Origin of the sequence: Paenibacillus sp. MBLB1832 (genome assembly GCF_032271945.1) — a bacterium.
Lineage (GTDB): Bacteria > Bacillota > Bacilli > Paenibacillales > NBRC-103111 > Paenibacillus_E > Paenibacillus_E roseopurpureus.
The window spans coordinates 4,379,237-4,405,907 of the sequence record NZ_CP130319.1 but is presented as its reverse complement, the minus strand read 5'-3'; the positions used below and the strand labels follow the sequence as shown (position 1 = coordinate 4,405,907).

Here is a 26,671-nt window from a genome sequence, read left to right as displayed (position 1 = left end):
CAGTATTGACAGATAGGGGGGCGGATTGCATAATGAAAATAGAATTATTTAGTTATTTAATTAACTTTTAAATTAATTGGAGGTTACTTACCGATGACGAACCAACCGAGAGCTGAATATCCTAGACCGCAATTCATGCGCGATAGCTGGGTGAATTTAAATGGGGAATGGGAATTTGAATTCGACGATGCGTCTATAGGGTCAAAGCAGAAATGGCATGCGGGCGATCGCGCTTTTTCTAAGCGCATTCAAGTACCGTTTGCCTTTCAAAGTAAATTAAGCGGCATCGGCACGAATGATTTTCACGATACGGTATGGTATCGCCGCGAGCTAGTGCTTCCGCCAACTTTTTCTAATAAGCGTATACTGCTGCATTTTGGCGCGGTGGACTATGAAGCATCTGTGTGGGTAAATGGTGTTCTTGTCGCGACCCATGAAGGCGGACATACGCCATTCCATGCGGATATTACGGATGCTTTGCAAGAGGGTACGAACATCCTTGTGGTGAAGGCTGTTGACTTTGGCAAAGACGTTACCTTGCCGAGGGGTAAGCAGTACTGGAAGACGGATTCTGCAAGCATTTTCTATACGAGAACAACAGGTATTTGGCAGACGGTATGGATGGAGGCTGTTTCTGCAGACGCTTACTTGAGCAAGGTTAAAATGACTCCTGATATCGATGCCAAGCAGGTCGAGATCAGCTATGTACTTGGCGGTTTGGAAGCTCAAACTTCCGTGGCTTATCAGCTAAAAGTATCGATTTCCTTTAAGGGTGAGTTCGTTTCGGAGGATACGTATAGTGTTCGGGGCGGTTCCGGCACTCGTAAAATACGGATTGACGATTTCAATGATCATGGGCTCGGTGGTTGGTGGTCGCCGGAGAAGCCTAATCTCTACGATGTTACGTTTACGTTACTTGCCGATCAGCAGGCTTTAGATGTAGTTAGCAGCTACTTCGGCATGCGCAAAGTGTCGATTGAGGATGGCAAATTGTGCTTGAACAACCGTCCTTATTTCTTGAAAATGGTGCTGGACCAAGGCTATTTCCCAGATGGCAATTTAACGCCGCCGAGCGACGAGGCGATCAAGCAGGACATTGAGCTTACGAAAGCCATGGGCTTTAATGGTGCGCGTAAGCATCAGAAGCTCGAAGATCCAAGATACTTGTACTGGTGCGATGTTTTGGGCCTTGTCGTGTGGAGTGAAGCCGCGAATGCCTACGAGTTCTCGGATACGTACGTGGGACGATTCACGAAGGAATGGATTGCCTCGATGGAACGGGATTATAATCATCCGTCCATTATTGCATGGGTTCCTCTGAATGAGAGCTGGGGCGTGCCGAACATCCAGATTGACCGCAAGCAGCAGCAGCATGCGTTGACGATGTATCATTTGACCAAATCGCTCGATGCGATGCGTCCTGTTATTTCAAACGATGGCTGGGAGCTCGTGAAGACGGACCTGTTCGCCATTCATGATTATGAGTGGAGAGAAGAAGTGCTGAGCGAGCGATACAGCTCGAAAGAGAAAGCGGTCCATGCGATGCCAGCCAACCGCCGTCTATTCGTGGAAGGCTTCCCGTATGAGAATCAACCGATTCTAGTGACCGAATTCGGAGGCATTGCCTACAAGAAGAGTGAATGGGAAGGCTGGGGATATTCCGGGGCCGACAGTGATGAGGATTATGAGCAAAAGCTGCGCGCCGTCATCCGCCCTCTCCTGAACTCAGGTGTCGTTCAAGGGTATTGCTATACGCAATTAACGGATGTTGAACAAGAGATTAATGGACTTCTAACGTACGATCGTAAGCCGAAAATTGCATTGGAATTGATCAAGGCGATTAATGATCGCCAATAATAGGAAGGCCGAGGCGTAGTTGCCTCGGTTTTTTGCGTGGAGATTTCAGGGGAATTATGGTATTAATGGAGTAGGAAGAGGAGCGATTTGCCCCTTGTTTTGTCAGATGTGTTATATTTCACACCGGAGGTAACCAAAATGAATCCTATTTTAAATCAAATCGGAACTGTATTCATCCCCGTAAGCAACATTGAGAAAGCACGTGATTGGTATTGTGATATTTTGGGGTTACCTGTCGATGGAGAGATATTATTTGGACATTTGTATGTCGTACCTATGAATGGAACCAGTATTGTTTTGGACAGTAAGATTTATTCAGAGGAGAATGTATTTAGAGCACCGGCCTTTCATTTCAATACAAACAATATAGAAGAAGCTTATGCGTTTATGAAGTCAAAGAATGTAGATATAACTACACAAATTGAACATAATCATTGGTTTAATTTTAAAGACCCTGATGGAAATCTATTAATGATCTGCAAATGCTGATGAATGAAATAAGTAGGAATAAAATCTAAAAATGGGGATTTGAACTAAGTGATTTCATATAACATTTGTTTCATTAAACGTAACAATGAAATATTATTACTAAATCGTAATTTTAAGCCTTGGATGGGTTGCTGGAATGGCGTAGGGGGAAAGATTGAATCGGATGAATCACCAAGAGATTCAATGATTCGTGAAATTTACGAAGAAACAAACATGAAAGAATATGATCTACAATTTAAAGGACTGATTACTTGGAAGGTAGATGAATCAGATCTCGGTGGGATGTATCTTTATGTTGCGGAAGTACATGATCAATTTATATATGAAACACCTATAAAAACAGATGAAGGTTTACTAGATTGGAAACCAATAAGCTGGATTATAGATCCTAACAATATTGGTATCGCGGCTAATATCCCTATAACCATCGAGATGATTTTGAATGATTCTAGCAGTTATGATCATCACTGTATTTATGCTAAGGGGAAACTTATTGAACTTATTTCTAACAAGATTGATTCCAATTTTGAAACTAATCAAGAACGAACAGAAGAGTATCTTGGGAAGTATGTAAAAGAAGACAGCGGCATTCGATAACACCTCATCGTCGTATCGGTCGCTACAAATAGGTTTTACAAAACAAAGAACCCAATATTTCCACATTGGGTTCTTTATGCTTCATTAACGACTACTCATCGGGATGCTCAATCCGAATAACAATAACATTCGAAAGTACGGTTCCTGAATGAACAGGCTCATTGACGTGGAAGTCATATTTCGCTGCAACACGAAGCGTAAGGCGTCTGGCATTCTGATGATGTCGGATGATAGCTTGATACACGATGATAACGGTAGCGCCAGGGGCTACACGGCCAATCGGCAAAGGCTGATTCACATCGACATACTGGACCTGAACGCCGCCTACGAACAATGTGCCTGGCTGTAAAACATTCAGAGGGGAAATCCAGTCGAGCAGTGATACATGGTCTGCCGCAAGATTTCCAGTATTGGTTACTTGCATGTGGTAATGAATGACCGTGCCAGGATCGGCGTGAGTAGATGCTGCCGACAACTGGATGTCCATGATCGGTCGTAAGAGCTCGACATGTACAGTATTGGACAGGATGCGATTCGAAACGATGCGATCATCTGACAGACGGAACGTAAACTGGATAGTAGATTGGCTAGTAAGCCCTTTCTGATCAGGTGAGATGGCGAACGAGTTGACGGTGACCTGAAAGGTAACATGCCATGTCTGATGAGACTGCAAGTTGCCCAGCGGCACACTTGGCGGAAGAATGGGCTGGCCGAAGGGAACGCCATTGATGACAAGCGAGTTGACGACATAGGAGGTGCCTTCGGGAATGAAATGGGATAGCCAAACATCTGTGGCTATATTGCCATGATTAGTGATTTGGATCAGATACGTTAACGTGTCACCCAGTGTAGCGCGATGTTGCAGGACCGATTCAACTACGGTCAAGCAAGGATCGAAGACGTCTAGCGAGACGGCGTTCGATACGATTTTTCCTTTATGATCACCCTTTACATAAGTAAGATGGGAGCGATTAACGATGCACCCCTCAGGAGGAACAGCGGTGATGAAGGCTTGAAACTGAATACAAATGTCCGAATGAGCAGGAAGGTTTCCTAGATGGATGCCATCTACTGGATTCGCATAGGGATGGCTGATTTGATCGATTTTCACACTACCCGCGACAAATGCAGTTCCTTCAGGCATCACATCCGTGAAGATGGCATGATGGATCGCATACCCTTCTTTATTTTTAATAGTGGAAATGAAGGTGATCGTATCGCCAACATATGTTGCTGTTGTGTTGGCTTGTTTGACTAAATAAACCTTGGTTTCTTTAAAAGGTATAATAACCGTATTCGATTTCGAGCTGCCTGTTACTTCTCTACCGCTTGGCGTGTGGAAGTAATAGGCAGCGGTTGCCTGATTTTTGAGCTGCTGGCAAGCGGGTTCTTCCACAACGATGACTTGAAAGGTTACATCAAGAGATTGACAGACTTTGAGTAATCCAAGTGGAATCCCTTTTTCTGGGGATGCCATCGGCAGAGGGATACTATCAACGATTACGCTGTTCGGAATAAACGATGTGCCTTCCGGCATGGTGTCATAGAGGGTAACTTGAGCATCCAAGTTACCCTTATTGGCGACTAGCACCGTATACGTGATGACCTGGCCGATCTCGGCCTGTAAGGCATTTACTGTTTTCAGAATGGTAATAATGGGGCCAACCAATGGCGTATCGACGATGTTGGAGAACGAGTGGCTGGTACTGCTGCCTGAGCTAAATCTGACGATAGATTGATTAATCAGGTGTTTCGTAGAATGGGATTCGTCCGTCATACGACGGTCACCTCGAACTTCACTTCAACGGAGCCGCCAGCTGGAATTGAATTAAGCGGGATGCCTGTGCTCGGATTTAGAGTTGGTTTCGAAACGCCATCCACTTTCACACTGCCTGTAATAAATGCAGTTCCCGTTGGAATCGGATCTGTCAGCACGACATTGTTGACGGCTTCTATGCCAGAATTCGTGACAACGACTTTGTACAAAATGGTATCGCCTACAATGGCATCGACGGCGTCGGTACTTTTCACAACGGTTACGTTCGGAGCCGATACGGGAATGATCAACACGTTGGAAAGAGCGGTGCCATTTAAAATACGGCCATCTGGCGGTGAGTACGTGTAGTTGGTCGTCGCTTGGTTGGACAGTAGCTGAGGTGATGGCAGTGCATCAACGGTGACTTCCAATGTAATTTTCACATCAACGGAGGCACCTGGCGCAATAGTACCTGCGTCTATACCTGACGATGGATCCACACCTGGCTGCGAAACCCCATTAATTAGTACACTGTTCGGAATGAAGTTTGTGCCTGTCGGAATCGTATCGAACACAGTAGCTTCTGCAGGCAGATTCCCTGAATTATGAAGCGTGATGGAGTAAATGATCGTGTCGCCAACCGTCGCATTCGTTGTGTTCGCGCCTTTGAGCACAGAGAGAATAGGCTGATATACAGGAATAATGACGTTATTCGAGAAAGCAGTCGCCGCGAAAGCGCCCGATGTAAAGTTGACGGAGGATTGATTGGTTAGCTGCTGTGTTGGCGGCAAGGCGTTTACGGTCACATCAAACTTGACGGACACGAAGTTGTTCGGCAGAATCGAGCCGAGAGAAATGCCATTAGTTGGATTGGCAGTTGGTGCCAATACGTTATTGATATACACGGTGCCGCTGACGAAGCTAGTGAAGGCAGGAAGCGGGTCAAAGAATTGCACATTGTTGATAGTTGCAATACCTGAATTGGTGACAACGGCCTCGTACGTAATGACATCGCCTACAACCGCATCTGTGGCCATGGAAGATTTGTCGACGGTCACGTTTGGCGCAGAGACAGGAATTGTCACGATATTGGAAGACGTGGAGCCTGGAATGACACGACCGTCTGGAGGCGTAAAAGTAAAGTTGGCTGTCGCTTGGTTCGTTAACACCTGTGGTGTTGGCAAGGAGACGATGAGTACACCGAAGGTGATCATGTCGGTAGCACCTGGCTGCGAAGTGAACGGAATGCCGACAGAAGGATCTGCGCCAGGTTGCGTAACACCGTTAATCACGACACTGTTCGGTTGAAACATGGTGCCGTTAGGAACCGTGTCTAGCAGTGTGACAGAAGCAGCGATATTGCCGGAATTTGTTACATTGATTTTGTAAATAATCAAATCACCAATGGTTGCATTGGTTGAGCTTGAGCTTTTCACCGCCGCAAGAATCGGCTGGTAGACAGGCGTCGTAATTGTATTCGAGAAAGTAACAGCAGAGAAAGCGCCAGACGTAAAGCTGACCGATCCGTAATTGTTCAATTGAGCCGGATCTGGCAAAGCGATGACTCTCACATTAAAGGTGATCGTTACGATTGCACCCGCAGCAAGCGTACCTAGCGAGATGCCTGCTACCGGGTTCGGCGGTACAGGCGGCGTTGGTGCTCCAGTAATCACGACACTGCCAGGGATGAAGGCTTCTCCAGATGGCAGAGGATCGGAGAAGACGACATTATTGATTGGAGCAATGCCGTTATTGGTAATAACGAATTTGTAAGGCAGGATATCGTTAACGACAGCATCAGTTGCGGTGGTGCTTTTGACAATGCTGACATCAGGTGAAGATACGGGAATCGTGACGGTATTGGAATGCACGCTGCGGTTGAAAGAACGTGAATCCGGCAGTGTAAATGAATAATCGGCCGTTGCTACGTTGGTTAACACTTGTGGATTTGGCAGAGAATCAATGATGACCGAGAAAGTGATTTGAAGCGGTAGAGGGCTTGGATCCACCGTTCCAATGGAGAATCCCGCCGCTGGGTCTGCCCCTGGCATAGGCATGCTGCCAACGAATACGCTGTTCGTTACGAATGTCGTATTGGCAGGAATCGTATCTGAGATCGTAACCGCCGTTGGGTAATTCCCCGTATTAAAGACATTTAAGGAGTATACGATCGTGTCGCCGACAGTGGCATTGATACTGTTTGCGCCTTTTTGGATAGAGATGATTGGTTGATAAACTGGTGTTGTGATCGTGTTCGAATTCGTTGTAGCTGAGAAAGCACCTGACGTAAAGCTGACGGATGCAAAGTTGCTTAGCTGAGCTGGGCTTGGCAATGCAGTGATAAGTACGTTGAATAAAACTGTAACCGATGCGCCGACACCAATCGTACCGAGGGTAACACCTGTCGCAGGATTGGGAGGAACAACGGGGGTAGGTGCTCCAATAATTACAACGCTGCCTGGCACGAAGGTGCCGCCACTTGGAATCTGATCAGAGAACGATACGTTGTTAATGGCTGCAATACCGTTATTCGTAATGGTTGTGCTATACGTAATCGTATCCCCAAGGGTTAGGGCGGTTGACGTTGTGCTTTTGACGACAGCTACATTAGGTGCTGAGACTGGGAACGTTACCGTATTAGAAGTCGCACTTCGTGTGATGGTCCTGCCGTCAGGCGGCATGAAGGTGTACGCAGCGGATGCTGTATTGCTAAGAACTTGCGGGCTTGGTAAGGTATCGATCAAGACGGAAAATGTAACGGTTTTGAAACTGCCTGCGTCAATGGTGCCAGCATGAATACCTGTAATCGGATCCGCGCCGGGTTGCTGTGAACCGTTCACTTGCGCACTATTCTGAACGAAAGAGGTCCCATTCGGAATCGTGTCCGTCACGATCACATCGGCTTGCAAATTCCCAGAATTCGTGACGACGATTGTATACACAACGGTATCGCCGACGGTGGCATTGGATGTGTTCGCTGATTTCAGCATGGAGATATTCGGTTGAATGACAGGTGTGACAACATTGTTGGAGGAAGAGGAACCAGAGAACGTTCCGGATGTGAAACTGACACTCGATTGGTTAATGATTTGTGATGTTGGCATTGTGATGATCACCTCAAATGTCACGGTCACTGGCACATTCGGAGCCAGCGTACCGATTGGAATACCGGTGGACGGATTCGTGTTCGGCGATGTGACGCCGTTCACTTTCACGCTTCCGGGTATAAAAGAAGTGCTGGGATCGGCAATGCTGGTCAAAATGACATTGTTGACGCTGGCGACGCCTTGGTTGGTCACAACAATGGAATAAGTGACCGTATCCCCCTGAACGGCAGTACTGACATTGCTGGTCGTCATGACGGTCACGTTAGGAGCGGACACGGGAATAATGACCGTGTTGGAGCTTCCTGAACCTGAGAGCGTGCGGCCATCGGTGAGTGTAAAGGAGTAACTTGTCGTCGCTTGATCCACAAGCTGCTGCGGGTTCGGTAACGAATCGATCTCCGCTTCGAAGGTCACGATCTTAGCGCTGTTCACAGCAATCGTCCCGATCGGAATGCCGCTAACGGGGTTTACGCCTGGCAGCGGGACGTTATCGACGATACAGCTATTGACAATGAAGGTGCATCCGTCTGGAATATTGTCAAACAAGGTGACGTTGCCTGCGATACTTCCCGTATTGCGTACCTCGATGGAGTAGATGACAATATCGCCAAGAACGGCTAGCGACAGGTTGGCGCTTTTGAGCAAGGATAGAATGGGTTGTTGGATGTTGGTGATGATAGAATTAGAGAAGGTAGCCCCATGGAATGCGCCGGAAGTAAAGCTGATGCTGGCAGTGTTCTGAGCTTGTGGAGGACTGGGAACAGAGGTGACGGTTGCCCGAAACACGACAAAGGTGGTTACGCCAGGATTAATGGAGCCAAGCGTGAATCCAGCAGTCGGATCGGCGTTCGTTCTCGGTATGCCATCAACCCTTACACTGCCCGCTTGGAACGTAACTCCGCTAGGAAGAGGATCATTCACAACGACGTTATTCACCATGACAACACTATTATTAAGGATCTCTAGCGTATAAATCAGTGTCTCTCCAACAGCTGCATACGTCAGATTGACGGACTTGCTGACGGCCACATTGGGAGCAGATGCTTGAATATCAGTCGTGTTGGAAACGGAGCTTCCTGATAGGGTGCGTCCATCTGGCGGCTGATACGTGTAGTTGACGGTAGCGATGTTCGTTAGTCTAGGAGGAGAAGGCAAGGTCTGCAAAATAACTTGAAACGTAATAGTCGTTGAGCCGGCTGGCGCAATCGAGCCAATGTTAATGCCTGACGCAGGATCGGCGCTTGGGCTAGAAATCCCATTGATCATCACGCTGCCTGCTACAAACGAGGTGGATGGCGAGATGACATCGAAAACGGTAGGTTGCACAGTGATGTTGCCTTGGTTATTGACCGTAAGTGAATAGGTTAGCGTATCTCCTACTGTTGCGTTCGTGCTATTGACACTCTTTCCTATCGAAACAACGGCTTGATAAACAGGTGTCGACGTTGTATTGGATATGGACGTACCAGTGAATGTGCCCGAGCTGTAGGAAATACTTGCCTGATTGAGCAATTGTGCTGGATTTGGCAACGCGACCACCGTTTCCTGAAAGGTGACGGTTACGGAACTGCCAACTGGAATGGTACCCACGGCAATACCGCCGTCTGGGGTTGACGTCGGCTTTGAAATACCGCCAACGAAGACACTTCCAGCAACGAATACAGCTCCAGCAGGAACGGCATCCGTCATAATGACATTCGTGACACTTTCAACACCTGAATTCGTGATGACTGTACGGTATGTAAACGTATCGCCAACAACAGCATCCGTGACAACCGTGCTTTTGACGGCTCCGACGCTGGGCAATCGGACAGGTAGGGTGACCGTATTGGACTCCGCAGTCCCGTTAATCGTCCGTCCATCGGGTGGTTGAAACGTGTATGTACTATTCGCTTTATTTACAAGCTGGGGCGGTGAAGGCAGCGAGTTCACTACAACGCTGAACGTGACCGTTGAAGAGCCGTTTGCTGCAACAGTCCCGATATTGACGCCGCTGACAGGATTGGCACCTGGAACTGTGACACCGCCCACTTTAAAGCTGTTCACCACGAAAGTGGTACCCGTGGGAATGTTATCGGTGATGGTCATATTGGCGCCAATATTGCCTGTATTGGTGACTTGCAACGTATACGTGACCGTGCTTCCGACGGAACCGTTCGCAGTGTTGGCTGACTTCGTAATCGCGATTTTGGGCGCATAAATGGGCGTTGTTACGGTGTTTGACGGAATGACGCCTGAAATGACATCTCCGCCAGCAACGCTCTGGAACGTAAAAGCGGCTTTCGCAATATTCGCGATCTGCGAAGGTGTGGGTACACTGGTGACCGTCGCTTTGTAGGTGACGGTGATCGAGGAGCCGAACGCCAAAGAACCAAGCGGAGCACCGGCCGTAATGTCGTAGGTCGGTTTAGACACACCAGCCACAGTGACGCTACCGGCAACGAACGCGGATCCTGTTGGCAGCGCATCGGACAAGACGATACTAGCTGCACTGGCGGTGCCCGTGTTGCTGACTGTAACGGTATAGATGACGGTATCACCTACGACGGTTCCAGCGAAATTGGCGCTTTTGGTTACATTAATTTTGGGTGCATTAATATCGACTTGGATCGCATTGGCGTTAAGCACATATGCATCGCCCGAAGTGGTCAATTGCAAGATGGCGGAGGATTGATTGTTAATGAGCCGGGCAGAGACATCGACGTTCGTGATATCCCAACCTTGCCTGCCGCCGCTAATATTGGTGCCTGGCGTCCCGTTGATTTGATTCGAGGAACCAAACGTACCTGTCGTATTGAGATTCCCAGCATCATTATTGATTTGGGACGCGAAGAAATTGGTGGAGAAATTGTTCGGTCCTGATAACGCCACTAATGTGCCTGAGGTGGGACCGAATAACGCTTGGTCGCCGGTTCTGTTCGCATCTCCTTCCTGTGCGCTGAATAAAGCTCTGCCGCCTAGAGCGCCTGTTACGGGTGTTGCGAATCCTGTGATCGTGGTATTCACGGGAGGAGACGTCGATTGAACGAGCACGGCGCCAGCACGCAGTGACATATTGCGAAACGGCAAACTGGTATTCTGATAAATGACGCCAAGTGTCCAACCAGCATGGTTCGCGGTAGGATCACCAGAAATGACGATGGTGCCAACCACATTGCCAACCGTGTACGTGCCTGCCATGCCTTGCTGAATCAGGGATGTGACATTCGCGGTTCGGACATAGCCGAAGGCGCCGCTGCCCAGGTCAAATTCGTTTTTCGTCGCGTTGTCTGGGGTAACCGTTGTCGTTCCTGTAGGCGTAGTGAAGGAAACGGCATTATTAATAAAAGCACTCAAATTCACAGTGCCATTTATATAAGAGCCGCCCCAGATCAATTCTGCATACAAGATGGTACTTCCAGCAGGAAGAGTCAATATGGCCGAAGAGCTGTTTAAGGTATAATTATTGGTTGTTCCTGATGGGTAGGTTCCAAATTTGAGCGCGTTGTTGATCGTAGTAAAAGCACCAATGCTGTCTTGCGTTCCCGGTTGACCTTCCGTGTTGGAGCGGCTTAGGCCAAGGGTATTTCCGGTGAACGTTATCGCGCCAGTCGCATTGAGTGTGGCCCTGACGACGAGAGCTATGGTCGTCACCCCCTAGATTTCGTAGCGTTCTTTCAACAGTAGGCGAGTAAACGGTTTGATAGTGGAAAGTAAAATAGGCCGATGGTTTTAAGATATGATGGAGTTGCGAAAACATGATTTTGGGATAGGCAAAATCATGACTTCTTTGCGCGCGATTTTTTTTTAGCTTGGCTAGGTGCTTTTTTTGCGGGTTTGCTTGGCTCTTTCGGAGGGAGAGGCGCAGGAAGGGGGGCTGGCAACGGGGAGTCAACAATCTCACTAGCCTCAACAATCTCGACAGGCTCGAGTTGACGTCGAAGCGCAGGTGCCCATATAGGTTCCATATAAGTTTGCTTGCACAGCTGCTGCCATTCATCGGGAGGAAGTTCTTTTTTCACCACAACAAAATGATACATAATTTCACTCACCAGATTCGGCTGTACGTACTGTAACATGTCCAATTCATCTTGTTCATACAACGAAGTGGAATAGGGCGGTTCATAGAATAGCTCCATGCGTACGAGGCGAAAGTCGAAGGGAACGTCGTTCACGAGATAGTCGGGTACGGGCGGGCAGAACGTGCACCCCGATGGCTGAGCGAACGATTTGGTGAAATAGCGAGGCGTGTATTCATCGAACTTATGCTTCAAGTTCGGATTGGACATGTGGCGGAAATGATGAGCGTAAGGGGCGAGTATGCACACGATGGCCTTGTGATAACAGATCCGATACACGTCAGCCATGACAGCGAATAAATCCGTCACATAGGGCAGGCTGCGGCTAATCATGACGAATTCAACCGTGTTATCGGGCAGTGGAATACCATCATTGATATCGCAGACGCAATCAACACCAGGTGCATCGATACGATCAATGCCCCAGAAATGGTCATGCTTATGAAGCCCGCACCCTAGATCCACATGCATACGCGTTTCCTCCTTCTGCGATGAAAAACTAACTGTTGTATAATGTATGGCAACCGTTTCCTGCAGTCTCTGCTTGTGCCTACGCGCACAAAATAATAAAACGCCGTCCCTCCGACGAAGGAGTGGACGACGTTGATGTGCTACCCTTTGACAGCGCCAATCATGACGCCTTTTACGAAATATTTCTGTACGAATGGATACAGGACCAGAATGGGGACAGAAGCAACCATGATCGTGGCATACTTAATGGTTTCGCCGATCTGGAATTGGTCAGCAGCGTTGGCGCCAGTGGACATCATGTCAGTGTTATTCGCGATCAAGATTTCCCGAAGAGTAAGCTGAAGCGGGTAGAGATCGCGATCCTTCAAGAAAATCGAGGCCCAGAACCAGCCATTCCATTTCTCAACCGCATAATACAAGATCATGACCGCGATAACCGGCATGGACAGCGGGATAATGATGCGAAACAGAATGACGAAATGGTTCGCGCCGTCCATTTTGGCCGATTCCTCGAGGCTTTCGGGGACAGCCATAAAGGCTGTGCGCATGATAATTAAGTTAAACGTATTGACGGCGAATGGCAAAATCGTGGCCCATAAGGAGTCGATCAGGCCGACACCTTTCACAATCAAGTACAGCGGTACTAGACCGCCGCTGAAGAACATGGTCAGAATGACGATGAAGATGAAGACACGGTTCCACATGACATTTTTACGGGAGAGCACGTAGGCGCCTAAGGCGGTCACAATCAAGTTCGTCGTGACACCGAAAACAAGGATGAATAAGGTGTTGCGGTACCCTTTTAGAATAGAAGGATTGTGAAATACGTTCTTGTAAGCTTCGATACTGAAGCCGAGAGGGCGGTAGAGAAAGCCTTTGTGCGTAATCAGTTGTGCGCCATCACTGATCGAAGCGAACGCCACATAGACTAGCGGATAAAGGGTGACAACCACGAGCAACAGCAGCAGAACATGGTTGACGGCGATGAATACGCGATCTGAATAGCTGATTTTCATGTGAAGCCCTCCTTCTTACCATAGACTATTTTCGCTGATCCGTTTGCTGATTTTGTTGGCTGTGATGAGCAAAGCGAGATTGATCACGGAATTGAAGAGCCCGACCGCTGCACTATAACTCCAACCAAATTCGAGCAAACCTTTCCGGTACACGAAGGACGAAATGACATCAGCCGTATCGTACGTGCTTGGATTGTAGAGCAGAATAATTTTCTCAAAGCCTACGTTGAGCAAATTCCCCATACGCAGAATGAACATAATGGAAATCGTCGGCAGAATCCCTGGGATCGTAATATGCCAGATGGACTTCAGTCGGGTTGCCCCGTCCATTCTTGCTGCTTCATACTGCTCCTGATCGATGCTCATGAGCGCAGCTAAATATATAATCGATTCCCAGCCGATTTTTTGCCAAATTTCCGATAACACATATATGGTTCGAAACAGCTCTGGCTTCTGCAGCATCGCTGTATCATTCGCGCCAAAATAAGTTAGTAACGTGTTCACTAAGCCGCCGTTATTCGTGAAGTCTTTAATCATCCCAGCGATGACGACGAGGGAAATGAAGTACGGCATGTAAGTAACCGTTTGCACAAAGCGTTGAAACTTCTTGTTCGCGAGCTCATTAATCAGAATCGCCAAAATGATGGGGGCTGGAAATTCAAAGCAAAGTGTGTAAAGGGAAATGACAACGGTGTTCTTGAGAATTCGCCAGAAATAGTAGCTGCCGAAGAAATCATGAAAGTTCTGGAATCCAATCCAAGGACTATGGACGATCCCCTTCATCGGTGTGTATTCTTTGAAAGCAATCAAAGCTCCATACATCGGCGCATAGTGGAAGATAACGTAGTAAGCCAGAACGGGAATCATCATCAGGTATAAGTATTTGTTTAGCAGAAAATCGCGTTTGAAGCGTACTGGAAAGCTAGCCGTCGCTGTTTTACGCATCATATCTCTCCTTTCGCCGTGAAAATGGAATGGATGAGGGGAGGAGCTGTTGCTCCTCCGCCCTGTGGTTAGTAATTAGCGCTTGTTGAAACGATCTAAGGAAGCTTTCTTGATTTCGATCGCACGGCTTAATTTGACGGAATTGAATTTCTCTACATATTTGTCAAAACTGTCGACTGGTTCTGTACCTAAGATGATTTTCAGCGTCATTTCATCAACCAATGTGTTTAGATCTGTCATGATTTTAGCCAATTCAGTACTTTCTTCAGGTGTTGCAGTAATTGGCGGCAATTTGTGTTTATCTACATCCGTTTTGGCCCAAGTAGAAACAGCGTCACGTTGGGTTTGCAGCGCTAGATACTGCTCGATGTAGCGTTTATCTTGCACGAACGGTCCGTTGTAGTTACCGCGAATATAGAGAGAAAGGGCCTGTGCTGGCGCTAACTTATCTGGATTTTTCATGAGCAAATCCGTGTACTTCGGATAGTTGTTTTCCATGTTGTAGGAAACGCCTTCAGTTCCGAAGTTGAAGAACATGTGACCTGCATCGGAATAGCCGTAGTCAAGAAGCTTAGCGGCAATCTCGATGTTTTTGGAGTTGGCTGTAATGGCGACAGAGCCACCTGGCGCGTTGGCAGGGTCCTTTTGACCATACATCGCGATATCCCCTTTTTTCAGGACAGGGTACGGAGCACCAATGAGAACACCTTTTGGATCTTTCGCTGTAATCAGCGGTTGGAATTTACCGATACCGCCGCCTGCGTTACCTACGGTAACACCTGTTGCGCCGGAAGCCATGTTCGCATCCATCGCTTTGCTGTCGGCCGTTGCGAAGTTTTTATCAATCAAGCCTTCCGAGTACCATTTGGCAAAGGTAGCGAGGAAATCTTTGTAGCCTTTCTCCGCAGGTCCGAACTTGATCGCACCTTTATCGTCGATGAAGAAATCACGTGTCACCCCGAAGGCACTGGCAAATGCCCCGTTGCCTAATTCGTTGAACGGTCTAGGCACACTTACGACAGAGAATGCGGCAGTGGCGCCTTTCTTCTCCTTAAACGCTTTAAGTGTTGTATACCACTCGTCGATCGTTTGCGGAACAGGCAAGCCGAGGTCATCCAGCCAGTCTTTCCGAACAATCGGTCCTTGGAAGACACGTAAATAATCGTCCCCGCGGATGAAAGGAAATACATAGTAGCTTCCGTTATCGGTTTTTACTTGTTTATCAACATCAGGGTGCTCCTTGAGGTATTTCTTCAAATTCGGCGCGTATTTATCGATGGTATCATTCAATTTCAAAATGTAGCCGTCTTTAATCGCTTTCTCAGGTCCGCCAGGGAAGTCACCCTGCCAGTTATATTCAATCATGTCGGGCAGATCGCCAGTCGCAAGCAGGACGTTAAGCGCTTGTGTCGTTTGGTTCGTAGGCGGTGCTGTGAACTTGATATTGACACCGCTGACTTTTTGCCAGTTTTGGAAGAAAGGTGTATCCGCGTGAGTAGCTTTCACACCAGTTAAGTTACCAGGCAGCTCACCCCAGTAGGTTAAGGTTTTATCGGTCTTGAGCGGGTAAGTAACTGCAGCCCCAGCAGGTGCTGTTGTCGACGTTGAACCCGACGAAGCAGCGGGACTTGCCGTATTGCTAGTTGAAGAATTGGAAGAGCAGGCAACAACGACGGTTCCCATTAAGGAAGTAGCCACAAGCATCGTAACCATTTTTTTTCTGTTTGTTTTCATAAAAGACCTCCTACAAAGTTTGTCCAGCATGCTGGATTAGAATGGGTACTCGGTTTCGAAGGTTGTGTGTAGGGTTCCTTGTGTTCTGCCTTAACTATATGACTGCGCTTTCATTTTGGGTATCTTCAAAATCTCCAAACGCATCGTGATATTCACAATCCTGCTCTACAAAATATCCAATCGCTTCTTCAAAAAAGCCAATTTCGACTCGGAAAGCCCATAACTACGAGGTTTAAACGTAAAGGGGCAGCCCTTGAGCCACCCCTGATTTACGTTTACTTGTCGAGTAATTCTTTATATTTGCCAGGCGTAATGCCTTCCACTTTCTTAAAAACACGGATGTAGGCATTAATATCATTAAAGCCGACACCATATGCGGCATCTCCAACTGTCTGTTCTTTGGCCGAAAGCAACAGCTTGGACTTCTCAATGCGTACCTTATTGATCCGATCGAGCAAACCTTCCCCAACATAATCTTTGAAAAGTTTAGATAAATACGTTGCCTTTCGGTCGAAATGCGAGCCGATCATCGAGACGTTCAGGTTCACATCCGTGTAATTTTGCTCGATATACGTATTTACTTGCTCGACGAGCTGCTGCAACGCTTTCTGCTTCGTTAACGAGTTCGTATGTTGGCGCTTGGCCCCTGTATACGCGCATATCTGCGCGATCATTTCGCCTAGCTGTCCCTCCATTTCAGGCATTGTTTTACTATTCAAGAGGCGGTCCAGCTGTTTCGGGTTGCGAATGAAGAAGCTTTCCTGCATGCCGCCAGTATCGTTCAGACTTTTCATAATCGTGGCAACCAAAGCGAGCAGCAAACATTTGGTTAACGAGATTGAGATGCGAGACTCTTCAAAATTTCTCTGAATAATCGAGTGGAGCAGATGCTGAGCTTCTGTAAGCTCGCCAAATTTCAAAGCATTCAGAAATTGCTGTTCAATGGCCATCGGATAATAATACCCTGTCGGGTTATCACAGGATCGATTCGCATCAAGATCGGTATAGGCCAATATTTCGCGTCCGCCCATGACCAGCTTATATGTCATCGCATCCAGCGCTTCAAGGAAAGCCTGTGGCACGAACGTAATCTGCTCGTACACATTACTTATCGCAATGGTGAGATGGAGATCATACGTAGTCGCCAGGAAAGCTTGTGCTTCATCGGCGATACGTCGCAGCTCTTCGGTCGAGCTTGGACCGTCTTCAACAGTTAGATTGACTAGACAGGCTAGTGTATCGTCGATTTCGGCCACATAGCCGCGGTGTCGCTGGGACACAAGTTCTTCGACGACATTACTTACGATAAATTGCAGCAGCTTCCACTTCTCTTCATCAGAAGAATAGTTGATACGTTCGAAAAACGTTTCGCTTTTATCAATAATAAGCAGCATGACAGCATAGGCATTCCGATCAAACTTCATATCGAAGGTGGTTAAGGCCTCGGCGATCGGGATCGTACCGTCCAACTTGCCTTTCAGCAGCTTCTCGACGAAATGAGATCGCACGATATGGCGATGCTGTTCCACTTTGCTTTTAAAATCAGCCATTTCAATTAACGTACTATCGACAGCCTCTTGGATAAAATGAAACTCGTTATAGCGTTTGCGTGAAAGCAGCATATGCTTCTTGGAAAAGGCATGGACCAACTGCCGAACGGGATTGTAATTTCGTCTCAGGAACACATAGGTGAGGATACTGCCGCCTAACAGACTGATAAGCATACTCAGGTAAGTTAGGTTGCGGATGTGGGAGGCTTTCTGCCAATACACTTGACTCGACATGATCGAGACGTATTTCAATTTGGAACGCGGCGATTGAATGTTGAATACTTCGTACTTCTCGCCATCTGAGCTTTTGAAGTAAAAGTTCGTGTCGGTATTGATCAATTTCGCAAATGGGAAGTCAGCAGGCATTGTGGTTGATGAATTCGAAGCAAGCACCTCATTCTGTTCATTCAGGATGACGACATGGCCTTTATTGAATATTTCCATATTCTGAATCGCACCGAGAATGCGAGACTGGTCGATCATGATGACGTTCGTCGCAAGAGGTTGATCATGTTCGATGGGATACGTGCTGATATAAGCAACCGTCTTCCGCAGACTATTATCGTCGCCAATGCGGTCCATCGGAATGAAGCCTTTGAAATTGCTGCGAGTCATGATGGACTCCCAAGAAGATTTCGAAAATTGTGCGCTCTTATGTAACGTTTCATAAGCAAAATCGCTCGAACGAACGGTTTGCGGAAGAATGACAGACTGGTTTTTGTTCAGATAGATGTAGAAGGAGTCGATGAGAGGATAGGAGTTTTTGTACAGGGATAAGCTTCGTGCAATTTGATAAGCATCATAGGGGTAATCTTTGGGATGGGTTTCATATTTATTGGAGTAGAGCAGCTCTTGAATGTTGACGTTCCACATGATTTCGAAGTTCAGCTGCTCCATCGCTTTGAACTGATTGTCCATGACTTCACGCACTTGTTTCAATAAAGAGTCGTTTGCTTGTTGAATTTCGTCCTTTAGCGTCCGACTGGATTCAACATAAAGGAGCAGACCAATCGCTACAGGGAGTAACAGAACGACGAAATATGAAATCATCCAAGTAAGCACAACACTCTGTCTATTGAAAATATGTTTGAATGGCATAGGCGGTTACCTCCCGTATCAAATATCGATGGAGCAGCGAGAAGTTAGCGTGAATGCGCTCTCAATTCTATTGTATTTCTTTTCCATCGCCTGCGTCAACGAGGGAAAAGAAGTCTATCATGTGGGATTATTCAAGAGTTTTGAACCGCTGTTTACCGAAAAAGAAATAGAATAGGAACGAAATCACCGAATAGACAACAGCCGTGATGCAGAAAGCGTACGCGTAGCCGAAATAACTCCCGTATCGGAAAACAAGGCCTGTACTGACAGGTGCCGCGAGAAACCAGCCTAGGTTGAACACGGCTTCTCCCGAGCTAGAAGCAAGTCCGCGCAGCGACCGATGCACATAACTCATTTTGATCGAATTATAGAAGGGATTTGCTGCGTTCATGAGCGCCTGTCGGAATAAATATCCCCCTGAAGATAGATAGAAATTCGCCGATAATGCCGTAATGAGCAGAAATGGGATCGAGCTTAACTGCAAATAGACAACAGATTTCACTTCGCCAAAACGCTTGGCTATCATAGGGCCGATTAAGAAGGCCACACCCGTGGCAGCTTGTCCCAAAGCGACGACGATGCCAATCGCAGATTTGGAAGCTTCAAAGCGATCTTCGAAGTAGACATTTAAATAAGGAACAATCATACCCCCGCCTAGAGACGAAAGCAAGCCGAGCAAGCAGAAGATGGCGATGACCTGAATGGACGTTCGATTTTCTCGCCACGTTACCTTCCAATTCACGGATTCCCTGCGGTTTGTAGGTGCGGCCTCTTGCTCGCTTTTTTCGAATAAGGACATCGGAATAACACCAAGTGCTGCAATCGCTATGCCGAGTAAAAGGGTATATCGCAAGCTGTGAATTTCACCAAACCCGATCACATATTGAAAGAAGTCGCATAACACGCCGCCAAGCGCTATACCGATCACATTCGCAAGCATAACAAGCGCCATATTGAGGCTGAAAAGATGAACGCGCTGCTGCGGCGAAGAGTTATTCGCCATGAATGGCAGGATCGTGGCCGAAACAACAGCGAGTGCCATTCCGCCAAGAAATGCGGCAATGAGCATGCCATGTTCGACTTCAATCAAGGAACGCGCGATTAAAGCCGCAATCGTAAATATTAATCCGAAGGAAATGACACGCTTAGGTCCGAAACGATCGTTCATTATTCCTGCCGGAATCAGAATGATGGCCGCGGCTAGCGATGTCATGCCAACCATGTGGCCTACTGTCGTTTGTTCATACCCTAAACTTCGCACGTATAAGTTGTATACGAGTCCGAACATACTAATGCCCATGTTCCAAACGAAATTGAACCAGAAGAAAAGCTTAATATTGCGGCTGTAGCCTTGGAGTTGCAGCTTCCATTCACGTAGTAAATTCGTCATGCGATATTCCTGCCTTTGTATTTTGTGTCTAAATTGCAATCGCTTTGTCTATTCTACCATTGGTAAATACTTTTGAACACGGGAAAGACTTGATATTCGATCCGATCTGTATAATAATAAGTAGTCTAATCTACGAAGCAGGGAGCACTGAATTAAAATGTCTACAACAACGAGTATTGTAACGGAAGAACAAAAACCGGAAGTTGAACAGATCGAGATTTGGAAATGTAAAGGAACAGAGTGTAAAGCATGGGTTCGCAAGGAATTTGTGACGGAAGCTGTACCCACATGCCCCCTTTGCAAAAATGCGATGGTACGCAGCTATAAGCATGTCCCTGTAACGGCGAAAAAAGGGAATAAGAAATTCCTAGTTGGGAAAAAAAGATTCTAATTTACAAATAAGATAGATCAAGAGCATCTTCGGCATGGCGTGAAGAGTGATGCTCTTGATCTTTTTTTTGGCAAGTTACGGACGAGCCCAGCATAGCATGTTGGTAAGGGGGAGATGCTGTGTTTGTGCCGATCAATGAGCTGAGTGAAGATTCACAAGTGATGCTGAAAGAATTAAGCGAGCGCAAAGAAAAATTGGACAGGCTTAAACGGCTTCAGCCTTTACTCTCCATACTGGCAGGCGGAACGTTGCTCGGTGTGATCTACCTCTTTCATCGCCTAGTTATTATGAAAGCGGGCGGGAATGCGATGGTCATCTTAGATATGTTAATTTCAAATCGTTGGCTGTGCGCTCTTATGCTGGTCTGCTTGAGTCTCTTTCTCTATGCTTCTTCCAGGTCCAAAGAAACGGATAAAGCGAAGTCAAAGTATGAGGATCTGCGGACCGAGGTTATTGAACGCTTCGATGCATCTTGGTTGCGAGATCTGAAGTCCGAAGTTCGCGATCACGTTTCCCGCTATCTTTCTTCGGAGTTTGATATTAATATCAGATATAAGAGTTGATTGTGCAGGATGCAGGGGATTGAAATCGAATGAAGTACGAATGTCGGTATATCGAAGATTTGAGTGACAGATGATTCTCTTTATAATGAAGATGTGGTGGAAGTATTCATCGGGAAGGTTAACTTCCACATTCCGCAGGTGTTTGGCGAGTTAGTTTTTGTGAAATAGATATCCCCACTCGGGTTTAGTCCGAGTGGGGATGTCTTTGTTTAGTGCTGGTTCAGCACATCATGAATGTGCTGCCAAGCCCAATCCAGCTCTTCCTTTGTGATGACGAGCGGTGGGGCCAAGCGAATGATATGAGCATGGGTCTCCTTGCAGAGTAGACCTCGGTCTTTCAATGCCTCACAGTAAGGGCGCGCGTCGACAGTTAAATCAATACCTATGAATAAGCCGCGGCCGCGAATGTCCTGGATCAGCGGCGATTTGATTTCCTGAAGCCGCTTCAGGAAATAAGCCCCCAGCTCATCCGAACGCGCAGCGAGCTGTTCGGCCTCGAGCACTTCAAGTGCGGCGACCCCGACGGCGCAGCCGAGCGGGTTTCCGCCGAACGTCGAGCCGTGAGAACCTGGCTCGAACAGTTCAAGCACTTCGCGATCTCCGGCCACTGCCGAGATCGGGAACACACCGCCGCCAAGGGCTTTGCCCAGCACGTACAGGTTCGGCGTGACGCCTTCCCAGTCGCAGGCAAAGCGGCGGCCTGTGCGGCCGAATCCCGTTTGGATTTCGTCCGCGACGAACAGCACCTGATTCGCTTGGCATAGCTCATAGCATTCCTGCAGATAGCCGTCCTGCGGGATCACAATGCCAGCTTCGCCCTGAATCGGCTCCACGAGGAAGCCCGCCGTGTTCGGGCCAATAGCCTCGCGGAGGGCTTTCGCATCCCCATAAGGGATGATGCGAAAGCCAGGTGTGAAAGGCCCGAAGCCGCGTGTATATTCAGGTGAGGAGGAGAACGATATAATGGTCACAGTACGACCATGGAAGTTGCCTTCACATACGATGATTTCGGCTTGATTAGCTGGAATCCCCTTGACTTCGTAGCCCCAAAGGCGTACAGCCTTGATGGCAGTTTCGACGGCTTCAGCCCCTGTATTCATTGGCAGAATCATTGTTTTTCCCGTGTAAGCGGCCAGTCTTTCATAAAATAAACCCAGTGTTTCACTATGAAAAGCTCGCGACGTTAGCGTGACCTTCGCTGCTTGATCGAGTAAAGCTTGAATAATATGCGGATGCCGGTGACCTTGATTGAGCGCGGAGTACGCACTCAGCATATCCATATATCGCATTCCTTCGGGATCTTCCACCCAAACGCCTTCTGCTTGAGAAATGACAATTGGCAGGGGATGATAATTGTGTGCGCCAAACTTCTCCGTTTGTGCAATAATGCGGCTGCTCTTGGTCTCCATACGTGTTCCTCCTTGAGTGGGGCAGGTTAGATTCCATAGAAGTGACCTTATCCATACTGCAATTGTCTACATATAATTCATTATATTCTGAAAACTTGGTTGTTGTCATGCGATGAGGATTGCCAAGTTTTCACTTCATTTTGAAGGATGACGCATATCGCCGCCAATTCCGTTCAAAATAAGGATGTTCATTTCATTGGAAGCCGTTACCTTGGTGAAAGACGATCAAGCGCATTTTGTGCAGGAATCCTTCGAGCCTTCTCGAATTTGTCAATTGAGCCCGAATAATTAACCATATGTTAATTACCGACTTCAGAACACCGATTACGCAACATCGAGCGCTAACATGATAGTAAAGGAATGGTGTGTACGATGAACTATCGCATTGAGAAAGATTTTATTGGAGAAAAGCAAGTTCCTGCTGACGCTTATTACGGGATTCAAACAATGCGCGCGGTAGAAAACTTTCCGATCACCGGCGTGAAAATCCACGCTGAGCTGATCACCGCACTGGCAGAAGTGAAGCAAGCGGCGGCGCAAGCGAATATGGAAACCCATATGCTGCCAAAGAAAATTGGCGAAGTGCTGGTCCAAGCTGCGGAAGAAGTACGGAATGGGAACCTCCTCGAGCAGTTTATTGTCGATTCCATACAAGGCGGGGCTGGCACGTCGATTAACATGAATATGAACGAAGTTCTCGCGAATCGAACGTTGGAGCTGATGAATCAGGAGAAGGGCAGTTACTTCCACTGCAATCCGAATAATCACGTTAACATGTCTCAATCCACCAATGATGTCATTCCTACTGCGATTAAAATCGCTGCCTATCGGCTATCTGAACAGCTGCTGGTCGCGTTAACGTCGCTTCAGGCGGCTTTTGCCAAGAAAGAGAAGGAGCTTGACGATGTGATCAAAATGGGACGGACCCATCTTCAGGATGCCGTTCCGATTCGCATGGGGCAAGAGTTCGGGGCTTATGCACGCGTTTTGCTGCGTGATATCAATCGCATTAAACAAGCCTCGAAAGGGCTTTTAACGGTAAATATGGGGGCAACCGCTGTCGGAACTGGTCTGAATGCAAAGCCCGAATATGTGGAACGGGTGATGTTCCATCTGCGTGATCAGGTGGGCATTCCGATCGAAAATTCAGAGCATCTGGTCGATGGCACGCAGAACATGGATGCCTATACGGAATTGTCAGCTTCGCTGAAGGTATGTGCGGTGAACTTGTCCAAAATTTGCAATGACATTCGACTCATGGCTTCAGGACCGCGCGTAGGCTTAGGTGAAATCAAGCTGCCGCCTAGACAGCCAGGGTCTTCCATTATGCCAGGCAAAGTGAACCCCGTCATGCCTGAGGTTGTAAATCAGGTTGCGTTCCAGGTCATCGGGAACGATCATACGATTTGTTTGGCTTGTGAAGCGGGACAATTCGAACTGAATGTCATGGGCCCTGTACTTGCCTTCAACCTGCTGCAATCGCTCAAAATCTTGCGCAACGCGGCCGATGTCTTCGAGCGTTTCGCGATCGAAGGACTGGAAGCGGATCGCGAGCGCTGCAAGACGTACGTCGAGCAAAGCTTCGGCATCGTCACCGCCTTAAACCCGCACCTCGGCTACGAAGTTGCCGCGCAGTTGGTGAAAGAGGCGGTGCGGACGGGTCTGACACTCAAGGAGCTAATCCTTGAGAAAGGTTTGCTCACCTCAGAGGAGATCGAAGAGATCCTCAACCCGATTCAGATGACGACGCCGGGCATCGCCGGCGAGCGTTTGCTGCGCCACACGGAGTAGGCTGGTATCGTTGAACACCCCCACTTGAGATGGAATCAAGTGGGGGTGTTTGCGTTGCGGCGGGGCGGTTTGCGTCAGGGGCTCCGCTGAGCCGCCCAAAATGGGAGCCTCAACCCCCGCCGCTCCACCGCGCTCCGCTGAACCGCGGAAACCGGTCGTCTCAGCTCCCGACTCCAGCGGAAAGCGGCATCCCGCCCGTTGAGCCGCCCAAAATGGGAGCCACAGCCCCCACCGCGCCGCCGCGGTCCGCTGAGCCGCCCAAATCAAGCGTCTCAGCTCCCAACTCCTGCGGAAAGCGGCATCTCGCCCTCCGAGCCGCCCGAATTGGGCGTCTCAGAATCGAAATCGTCATTGCCCATGCTGAGCCGCCAAAACTGGGCGTCTCAGAATCCCAATCGCCACCTCGCCCTGCTGACCTGCCCAAAATGGGCGTCTCAGCTCCCAGTATCTCGGAATAGTAGCTAATTTCATGCTGAGCCGCCCGAAATGGGCGTCTCAGAATCCCAAACGCCGCCGCGCTCCGCTGAGCCGCCCAAATCGGGCGTCTCAGCCCGTCCCTATATGACATGGTTATTTCTTTCCCACCATGTCAACCAAAGCTCGTGCAGCTTATATCCACGGATGCTCTGTGTCCCATTGCCAGCAGGTTGGAGAATTGACTTGCTGGCCATATGTTTAAGCACTTGATAAGCCTTCTTGCGGCTGATCCCATGTTGTTCACTGACGTCCGCAGGCTTGATGGCAGAAGTTTGGTTTAGTGCATAGCGTACGATCTCTTTCTCCAGTGCGCTCATGTTCAGTTGCCTTTCAGCCGACGTTGATGCACCAAGAAATCGGCCCATAAATTGTTGCAGGAGTTGGATACACATACGTGGGCGATCTTTGACATCATCGTAGGTGAAACGCAATATTTTCCAGCCATCCAGAATTAAATGGTTCTGCCGACTCAGCTGGTCGGAGAATTGAGTTCGACTTATTTGGCTAGCGTGGGACGTGTATCCATCGATTTCAATGGCGAGTTTCAGCGAGAAGCGAAGGAAGGCGAAATCGATGAATCGGCTGCCATCGCGAAAATCTTTGATTTCATACTCGGGATGCAAATCGTCAAATTGGCCAAATGCGGGCAGCCACACGTGCTGAAGAAACAGCCGCTCTGCATGTCCATGCCCTTCCTGCAGCCGACGAAGTCGCTCACCCTTTCTCTTAGCAAGATGCAGGTTCACAAAGTGCTCTGGCGATCGAGTAGCATTTGCATTTTCAGTAGAGTTCATTTAAATAAGCCTCCTTGGCATAAATAAAGCCGCCTCTCCCGTCAGCGAATGCTGAACAGGGAAAGGCGGCGTGTGCTTCACAACCATATTTTTCTATTTTATCATAATTGAGGTACTAACAACACCGACAATATGCAAGCCCTTTCCGTCCATCTACAAAATCTGCTCCCCCAACAAAGAACTAATTAAGCTAACAGCCAACTGCGAAGTCTTATTCTCCTCATCGAGCAAGGGGTTCACTTCGACGAATTCAGCGGATGTCACCAGGCCGGATTCGTGGAGCATCTCAACGGCAAGGTGAGCTTCGCGAAACTGTAGGCCGCCTCTGACGGTTGTACCCGTTCCAGGAGCTTCAATCGGATCTAACGAGTCGACATCGTAGCTCACATGAACCCCGTCCGTACGATCTTTCAAATAGTCGATGGCCTCTTGCATGACATTTGCCATGCCTTTTCGATCGATGTCGTACATGGTGTAGCATTTAATGCCGAGTGAGCGGATCAGCTTCTTCTCGCCTTCATCTAAGGAGCGAGCGCCGATGAGCACGATGTTCTCGGGCTTTACTTTAGGCTTGACGCCGTTAATTTCGGTTAGGGAGGGATGCCCAATGCCGAGACTGACCGCAAGGGACATGCCGTGTATATTGCCGGAAGGACTCGTAGCAGCTGTATTTAAATCCGAATGCGCATCAATCCAGATGACGCCTAAATTGCGATAATGGGCAGCTAGCCCAGCCAGCGTCCCGATCGCGATACTATGGTCACCGCCAAGGATGAGCGGAAAACTCCCCTTTTTCACCGCAAGATCAACTACTTCTGCAAGTCGCGTATTAATCTCAAGTACCTCTGCCAAATAGTTTAGATTTTCTGCCTCAATCTGCTGATCAAGCGGTGCTAAAGCCACCCCGCCAAACCCAACTTCTGTAAGCGATTCGATCGTTAACCCCATATCTTCTAAATGATGCTGTAAACCCGCCTGCAGGATGGAAGCGGGCCCTTGGCTTGCGCCACGGCGAGCAGCTCCAAGATCGAATGGAACATGAATGGTCGCAATCGTTGGTTGAATGCTCATCAGATCAGCTCCTAAAGGTAGAGTTAGCAAGTCCTTATCATGAACCTGTGTATCTAGCGTATCATATTCGAGCTCAGATGAGGATAGCTGTTACATCTAATATATGA

At 48.0% G+C, this 26,671-nt stretch carries 18 protein-coding genes; 6 read left to right on the top strand and 12 right to left on the bottom strand.

The features are described from left to right. The first annotated feature begins 93 nt into the window (after positions 1 to 93). The 3 genes from MJB10_RS19730 (at position 94) to MJB10_RS19720 (ending at position 2,943) form a co-directional block, all read left to right on the top strand. Entirely contained in the window at positions 94 to 1,857 is a 1,764-nt protein-coding gene (locus tag MJB10_RS19730) for a glycoside hydrolase family 2 protein (protein ID WP_314797488.1), read from the top strand. 138 nt (positions 1,858 to 1,995) lie between these two features. Then, positions 1,996 to 2,346 carry a VOC family protein gene (locus tag MJB10_RS19725; protein WP_314797486.1) on the top strand — a complete coding sequence of 117 codons (351 nt, stop codon included), beginning with the start codon at positions 1,996 to 1,998 and terminating at the stop codon, positions 2,344 to 2,346. Between the two features lie 48 nt (positions 2,347 to 2,394). Further along, complete coding sequence (locus MJB10_RS19720; RefSeq protein WP_314797485.1) at positions 2,395 to 2,943, top strand: NUDIX hydrolase; 549 nt, start codon at positions 2,395 to 2,397, stop codon at positions 2,941 to 2,943. 91 nt (positions 2,944 to 3,034) lie between these two features. Here MJB10_RS19720 and MJB10_RS19715 read toward each other — a convergent pair whose 3' ends face one another. From MJB10_RS19715 to MJB10_RS19680, 8 genes are all read right to left on the bottom strand, one after another. Next, positions 3,035 to 4,720 (bottom strand): DUF11 domain-containing protein, encoded by a 1,686-nt coding sequence (locus MJB10_RS19715; protein ID WP_314797483.1) that lies wholly within the window; start codon positions 4,718 to 4,720, stop codon positions 3,035 to 3,037. Next, positions 4,717 to 11,439, bottom strand: a complete 6,723-nt coding sequence (locus MJB10_RS19710; protein ID WP_314797481.1) for a DUF7507 domain-containing protein — start codon at positions 11,437 to 11,439, stop codon at positions 4,717 to 4,719. The genes MJB10_RS19715 and MJB10_RS19710 overlap by 4 nt, the downstream gene beginning before the upstream one ends. A gap of 125 nt (positions 11,440 to 11,564) precedes the next feature. Then, positions 11,565 to 12,335: a class I SAM-dependent methyltransferase gene (locus MJB10_RS19705; protein ID WP_314797480.1), complete on the bottom strand. Its 771-nt coding sequence runs from the start codon at positions 12,333 to 12,335 to the stop codon at positions 11,565 to 11,567. Positions 12,336 to 12,475: 140 nt separating this feature from the next. Continuing rightward, positions 12,476 to 13,351 carry a carbohydrate ABC transporter permease gene (locus MJB10_RS19700; RefSeq protein ID WP_314797478.1) on the bottom strand — a complete coding sequence of 292 codons (876 nt, stop codon included), beginning with the start codon at positions 13,349 to 13,351 and terminating at the stop codon, positions 12,476 to 12,478. A 15-nt stretch (positions 13,352 to 13,366) separates the two neighbouring features. Next, positions 13,367 to 14,296, bottom strand: a complete 930-nt coding sequence (locus MJB10_RS19695) for an ABC transporter permease (RefSeq protein WP_314797476.1) — start codon at positions 14,294 to 14,296, stop codon at positions 13,367 to 13,369. A 75-nt stretch (positions 14,297 to 14,371) separates the two neighbouring features. Beyond that, positions 14,372 to 16,030 (bottom strand): type 2 periplasmic-binding domain-containing protein, encoded by a 1,659-nt coding sequence (locus tag MJB10_RS19690; RefSeq protein WP_314797474.1) that lies wholly within the window; start codon positions 16,028 to 16,030, stop codon positions 14,372 to 14,374. 275 nt (positions 16,031 to 16,305) lie between these two features. Beyond that, positions 16,306 to 18,678, bottom strand: coding sequence for a helix-turn-helix domain-containing protein (locus MJB10_RS19685; RefSeq protein WP_314797472.1), 2,373 nt, complete (start codon positions 18,676 to 18,678; stop codon positions 16,306 to 16,308). Positions 18,679 to 18,805: 127 nt separating this feature from the next. After that, the gene (locus MJB10_RS19680) at positions 18,806 to 20,068 is read right to left on the bottom strand and encodes an MFS transporter (protein WP_314797470.1); all 1,263 of its coding nucleotides are present in this window, start codon (positions 20,066 to 20,068) and stop codon (positions 18,806 to 18,808) included. A gap of 157 nt (positions 20,069 to 20,225) precedes the next feature. Here MJB10_RS19680 and MJB10_RS19675 point away from each other — a divergent pair, with 157 nt between their 5' ends. Together MJB10_RS19675 and MJB10_RS19670 are read left to right on the top strand one after the other, a co-directional pair. After that, positions 20,226 to 20,459, top strand: a complete 234-nt coding sequence (locus MJB10_RS19675; RefSeq protein ID WP_314797468.1) for a cold-inducible protein YdjO-related protein — start codon at positions 20,226 to 20,228, stop codon at positions 20,457 to 20,459. A gap of 119 nt (positions 20,460 to 20,578) precedes the next feature. Further along, positions 20,579 to 21,022, top strand: coding sequence for a DUF2663 family protein (locus tag MJB10_RS19670; protein ID WP_314797467.1), 444 nt, complete (start codon positions 20,579 to 20,581; stop codon positions 21,020 to 21,022). A gap of 209 nt (positions 21,023 to 21,231) precedes the next feature. Here MJB10_RS19670 and MJB10_RS19665 read toward each other — a convergent pair whose 3' ends face one another. Further along, on the bottom strand, positions 21,232 to 22,431 hold the full coding sequence (locus MJB10_RS19665) for an ornithine--oxo-acid transaminase (protein WP_314797465.1): 1,200 nt from the start codon (positions 22,429 to 22,431) through the stop codon (positions 21,232 to 21,234). A 360-nt stretch (positions 22,432 to 22,791) separates the two neighbouring features. Here MJB10_RS19665 and MJB10_RS19660 point away from each other — a divergent pair, with 360 nt between their 5' ends. Next, complete coding sequence (locus MJB10_RS19660) at positions 22,792 to 24,222, top strand: aspartate ammonia-lyase (protein ID WP_314797463.1); 1,431 nt, start codon at positions 22,792 to 22,794, stop codon at positions 24,220 to 24,222. A 160-nt stretch (positions 24,223 to 24,382) separates the two neighbouring features. Here the strand turns inward: MJB10_RS19660 and MJB10_RS19655 are convergent, their stop codons facing one another. The 3 genes from MJB10_RS19655 to rocF form a co-directional block, all read right to left on the bottom strand. Next, a complete protein-coding gene (locus MJB10_RS19655; protein ID WP_314797461.1) occupies positions 24,383 to 24,790 on the bottom strand; it encodes a hypothetical protein in 408 nt (135 codons plus the stop codon). Further along, a complete protein-coding gene (locus MJB10_RS19650; RefSeq protein ID WP_314797460.1) occupies positions 24,780 to 25,493 on the bottom strand; it encodes a DUF559 domain-containing protein in 714 nt (237 codons plus the stop codon). Before MJB10_RS19650 ends, MJB10_RS19655 begins: the two co-directional genes overlap by 11 nt. A 153-nt stretch (positions 25,494 to 25,646) precedes the next feature. Beyond that, positions 25,647 to 26,564 (bottom strand): arginase, encoded by a 918-nt coding sequence (rocF, locus tag MJB10_RS19645; protein ID WP_314797458.1) that lies wholly within the window; start codon positions 26,562 to 26,564, stop codon positions 25,647 to 25,649. Positions 26,565 to 26,671: the final 107 nt, after the last annotated feature.

Coding starts and splice junctions, on each gene's coding strand:
- MJB10_RS19655 (WP_314797461.1), bottom strand. CDS start 24,790: ATGTCATATAGGGACGGGCTGAGACGCCCGATTTGGGCGGCTCAGCGG.
- MJB10_RS19725 (WP_314797486.1), top strand. CDS start 1,996: ATGAATCCTATTTTAAATCAAATCGGAACTGTATTCATCCCCGTAAGC.
- rocF (WP_314797458.1), bottom strand. CDS start 26,564: ATGAGCATTCAACCAACGATTGCGACCATTCATGTTCCATTCGATCTT.
- MJB10_RS19695 (WP_314797476.1), bottom strand. CDS start 14,296: ATGCGTAAAACAGCGACGGCTAGCTTTCCAGTACGCTTCAAACGCGAT.
- MJB10_RS19680 (WP_314797470.1), bottom strand. CDS start 20,068: ATGACGAATTTACTACGTGAATGGAAGCTGCAACTCCAAGGCTACAGC.
- MJB10_RS19715 (WP_314797483.1), bottom strand. CDS start 4,720: ATGACGGACGAATCCCATTCTACGAAACACCTGATTAATCAATCTATC.
- MJB10_RS19675 (WP_314797468.1), top strand. CDS start 20,226: ATGTCTACAACAACGAGTATTGTAACGGAAGAACAAAAACCGGAAGTT.
- MJB10_RS19730 (WP_314797488.1), top strand. CDS start 94: ATGACGAACCAACCGAGAGCTGAATATCCTAGACCGCAATTCATGCGC.
- MJB10_RS19690 (WP_314797474.1), bottom strand. CDS start 16,030: ATGAAAACAAACAGAAAAAAAATGGTTACGATGCTTGTGGCTACTTCC.
- MJB10_RS19665 (WP_314797465.1), bottom strand. CDS start 22,431: ATGGAGACCAAGAGCAGCCGCATTATTGCACAAACGGAGAAGTTTGGC.
- MJB10_RS19685 (WP_314797472.1), bottom strand. CDS start 18,678: ATGCCATTCAAACATATTTTCAATAGACAGAGTGTTGTGCTTACTTGG.
- MJB10_RS19650 (WP_314797460.1), bottom strand. CDS start 25,493: ATGAACTCTACTGAAAATGCAAATGCTACTCGATCGCCAGAGCACTTT.
- MJB10_RS19705 (WP_314797480.1), bottom strand. CDS start 12,335: ATGCATGTGGATCTAGGGTGCGGGCTTCATAAGCATGACCATTTCTGG.
- MJB10_RS19700 (WP_314797478.1), bottom strand. CDS start 13,351: ATGAAAATCAGCTATTCAGATCGCGTATTCATCGCCGTCAACCATGTT.
- MJB10_RS19660 (WP_314797463.1), top strand. CDS start 22,792: ATGGTGTGTACGATGAACTATCGCATTGAGAAAGATTTTATTGGAGAA.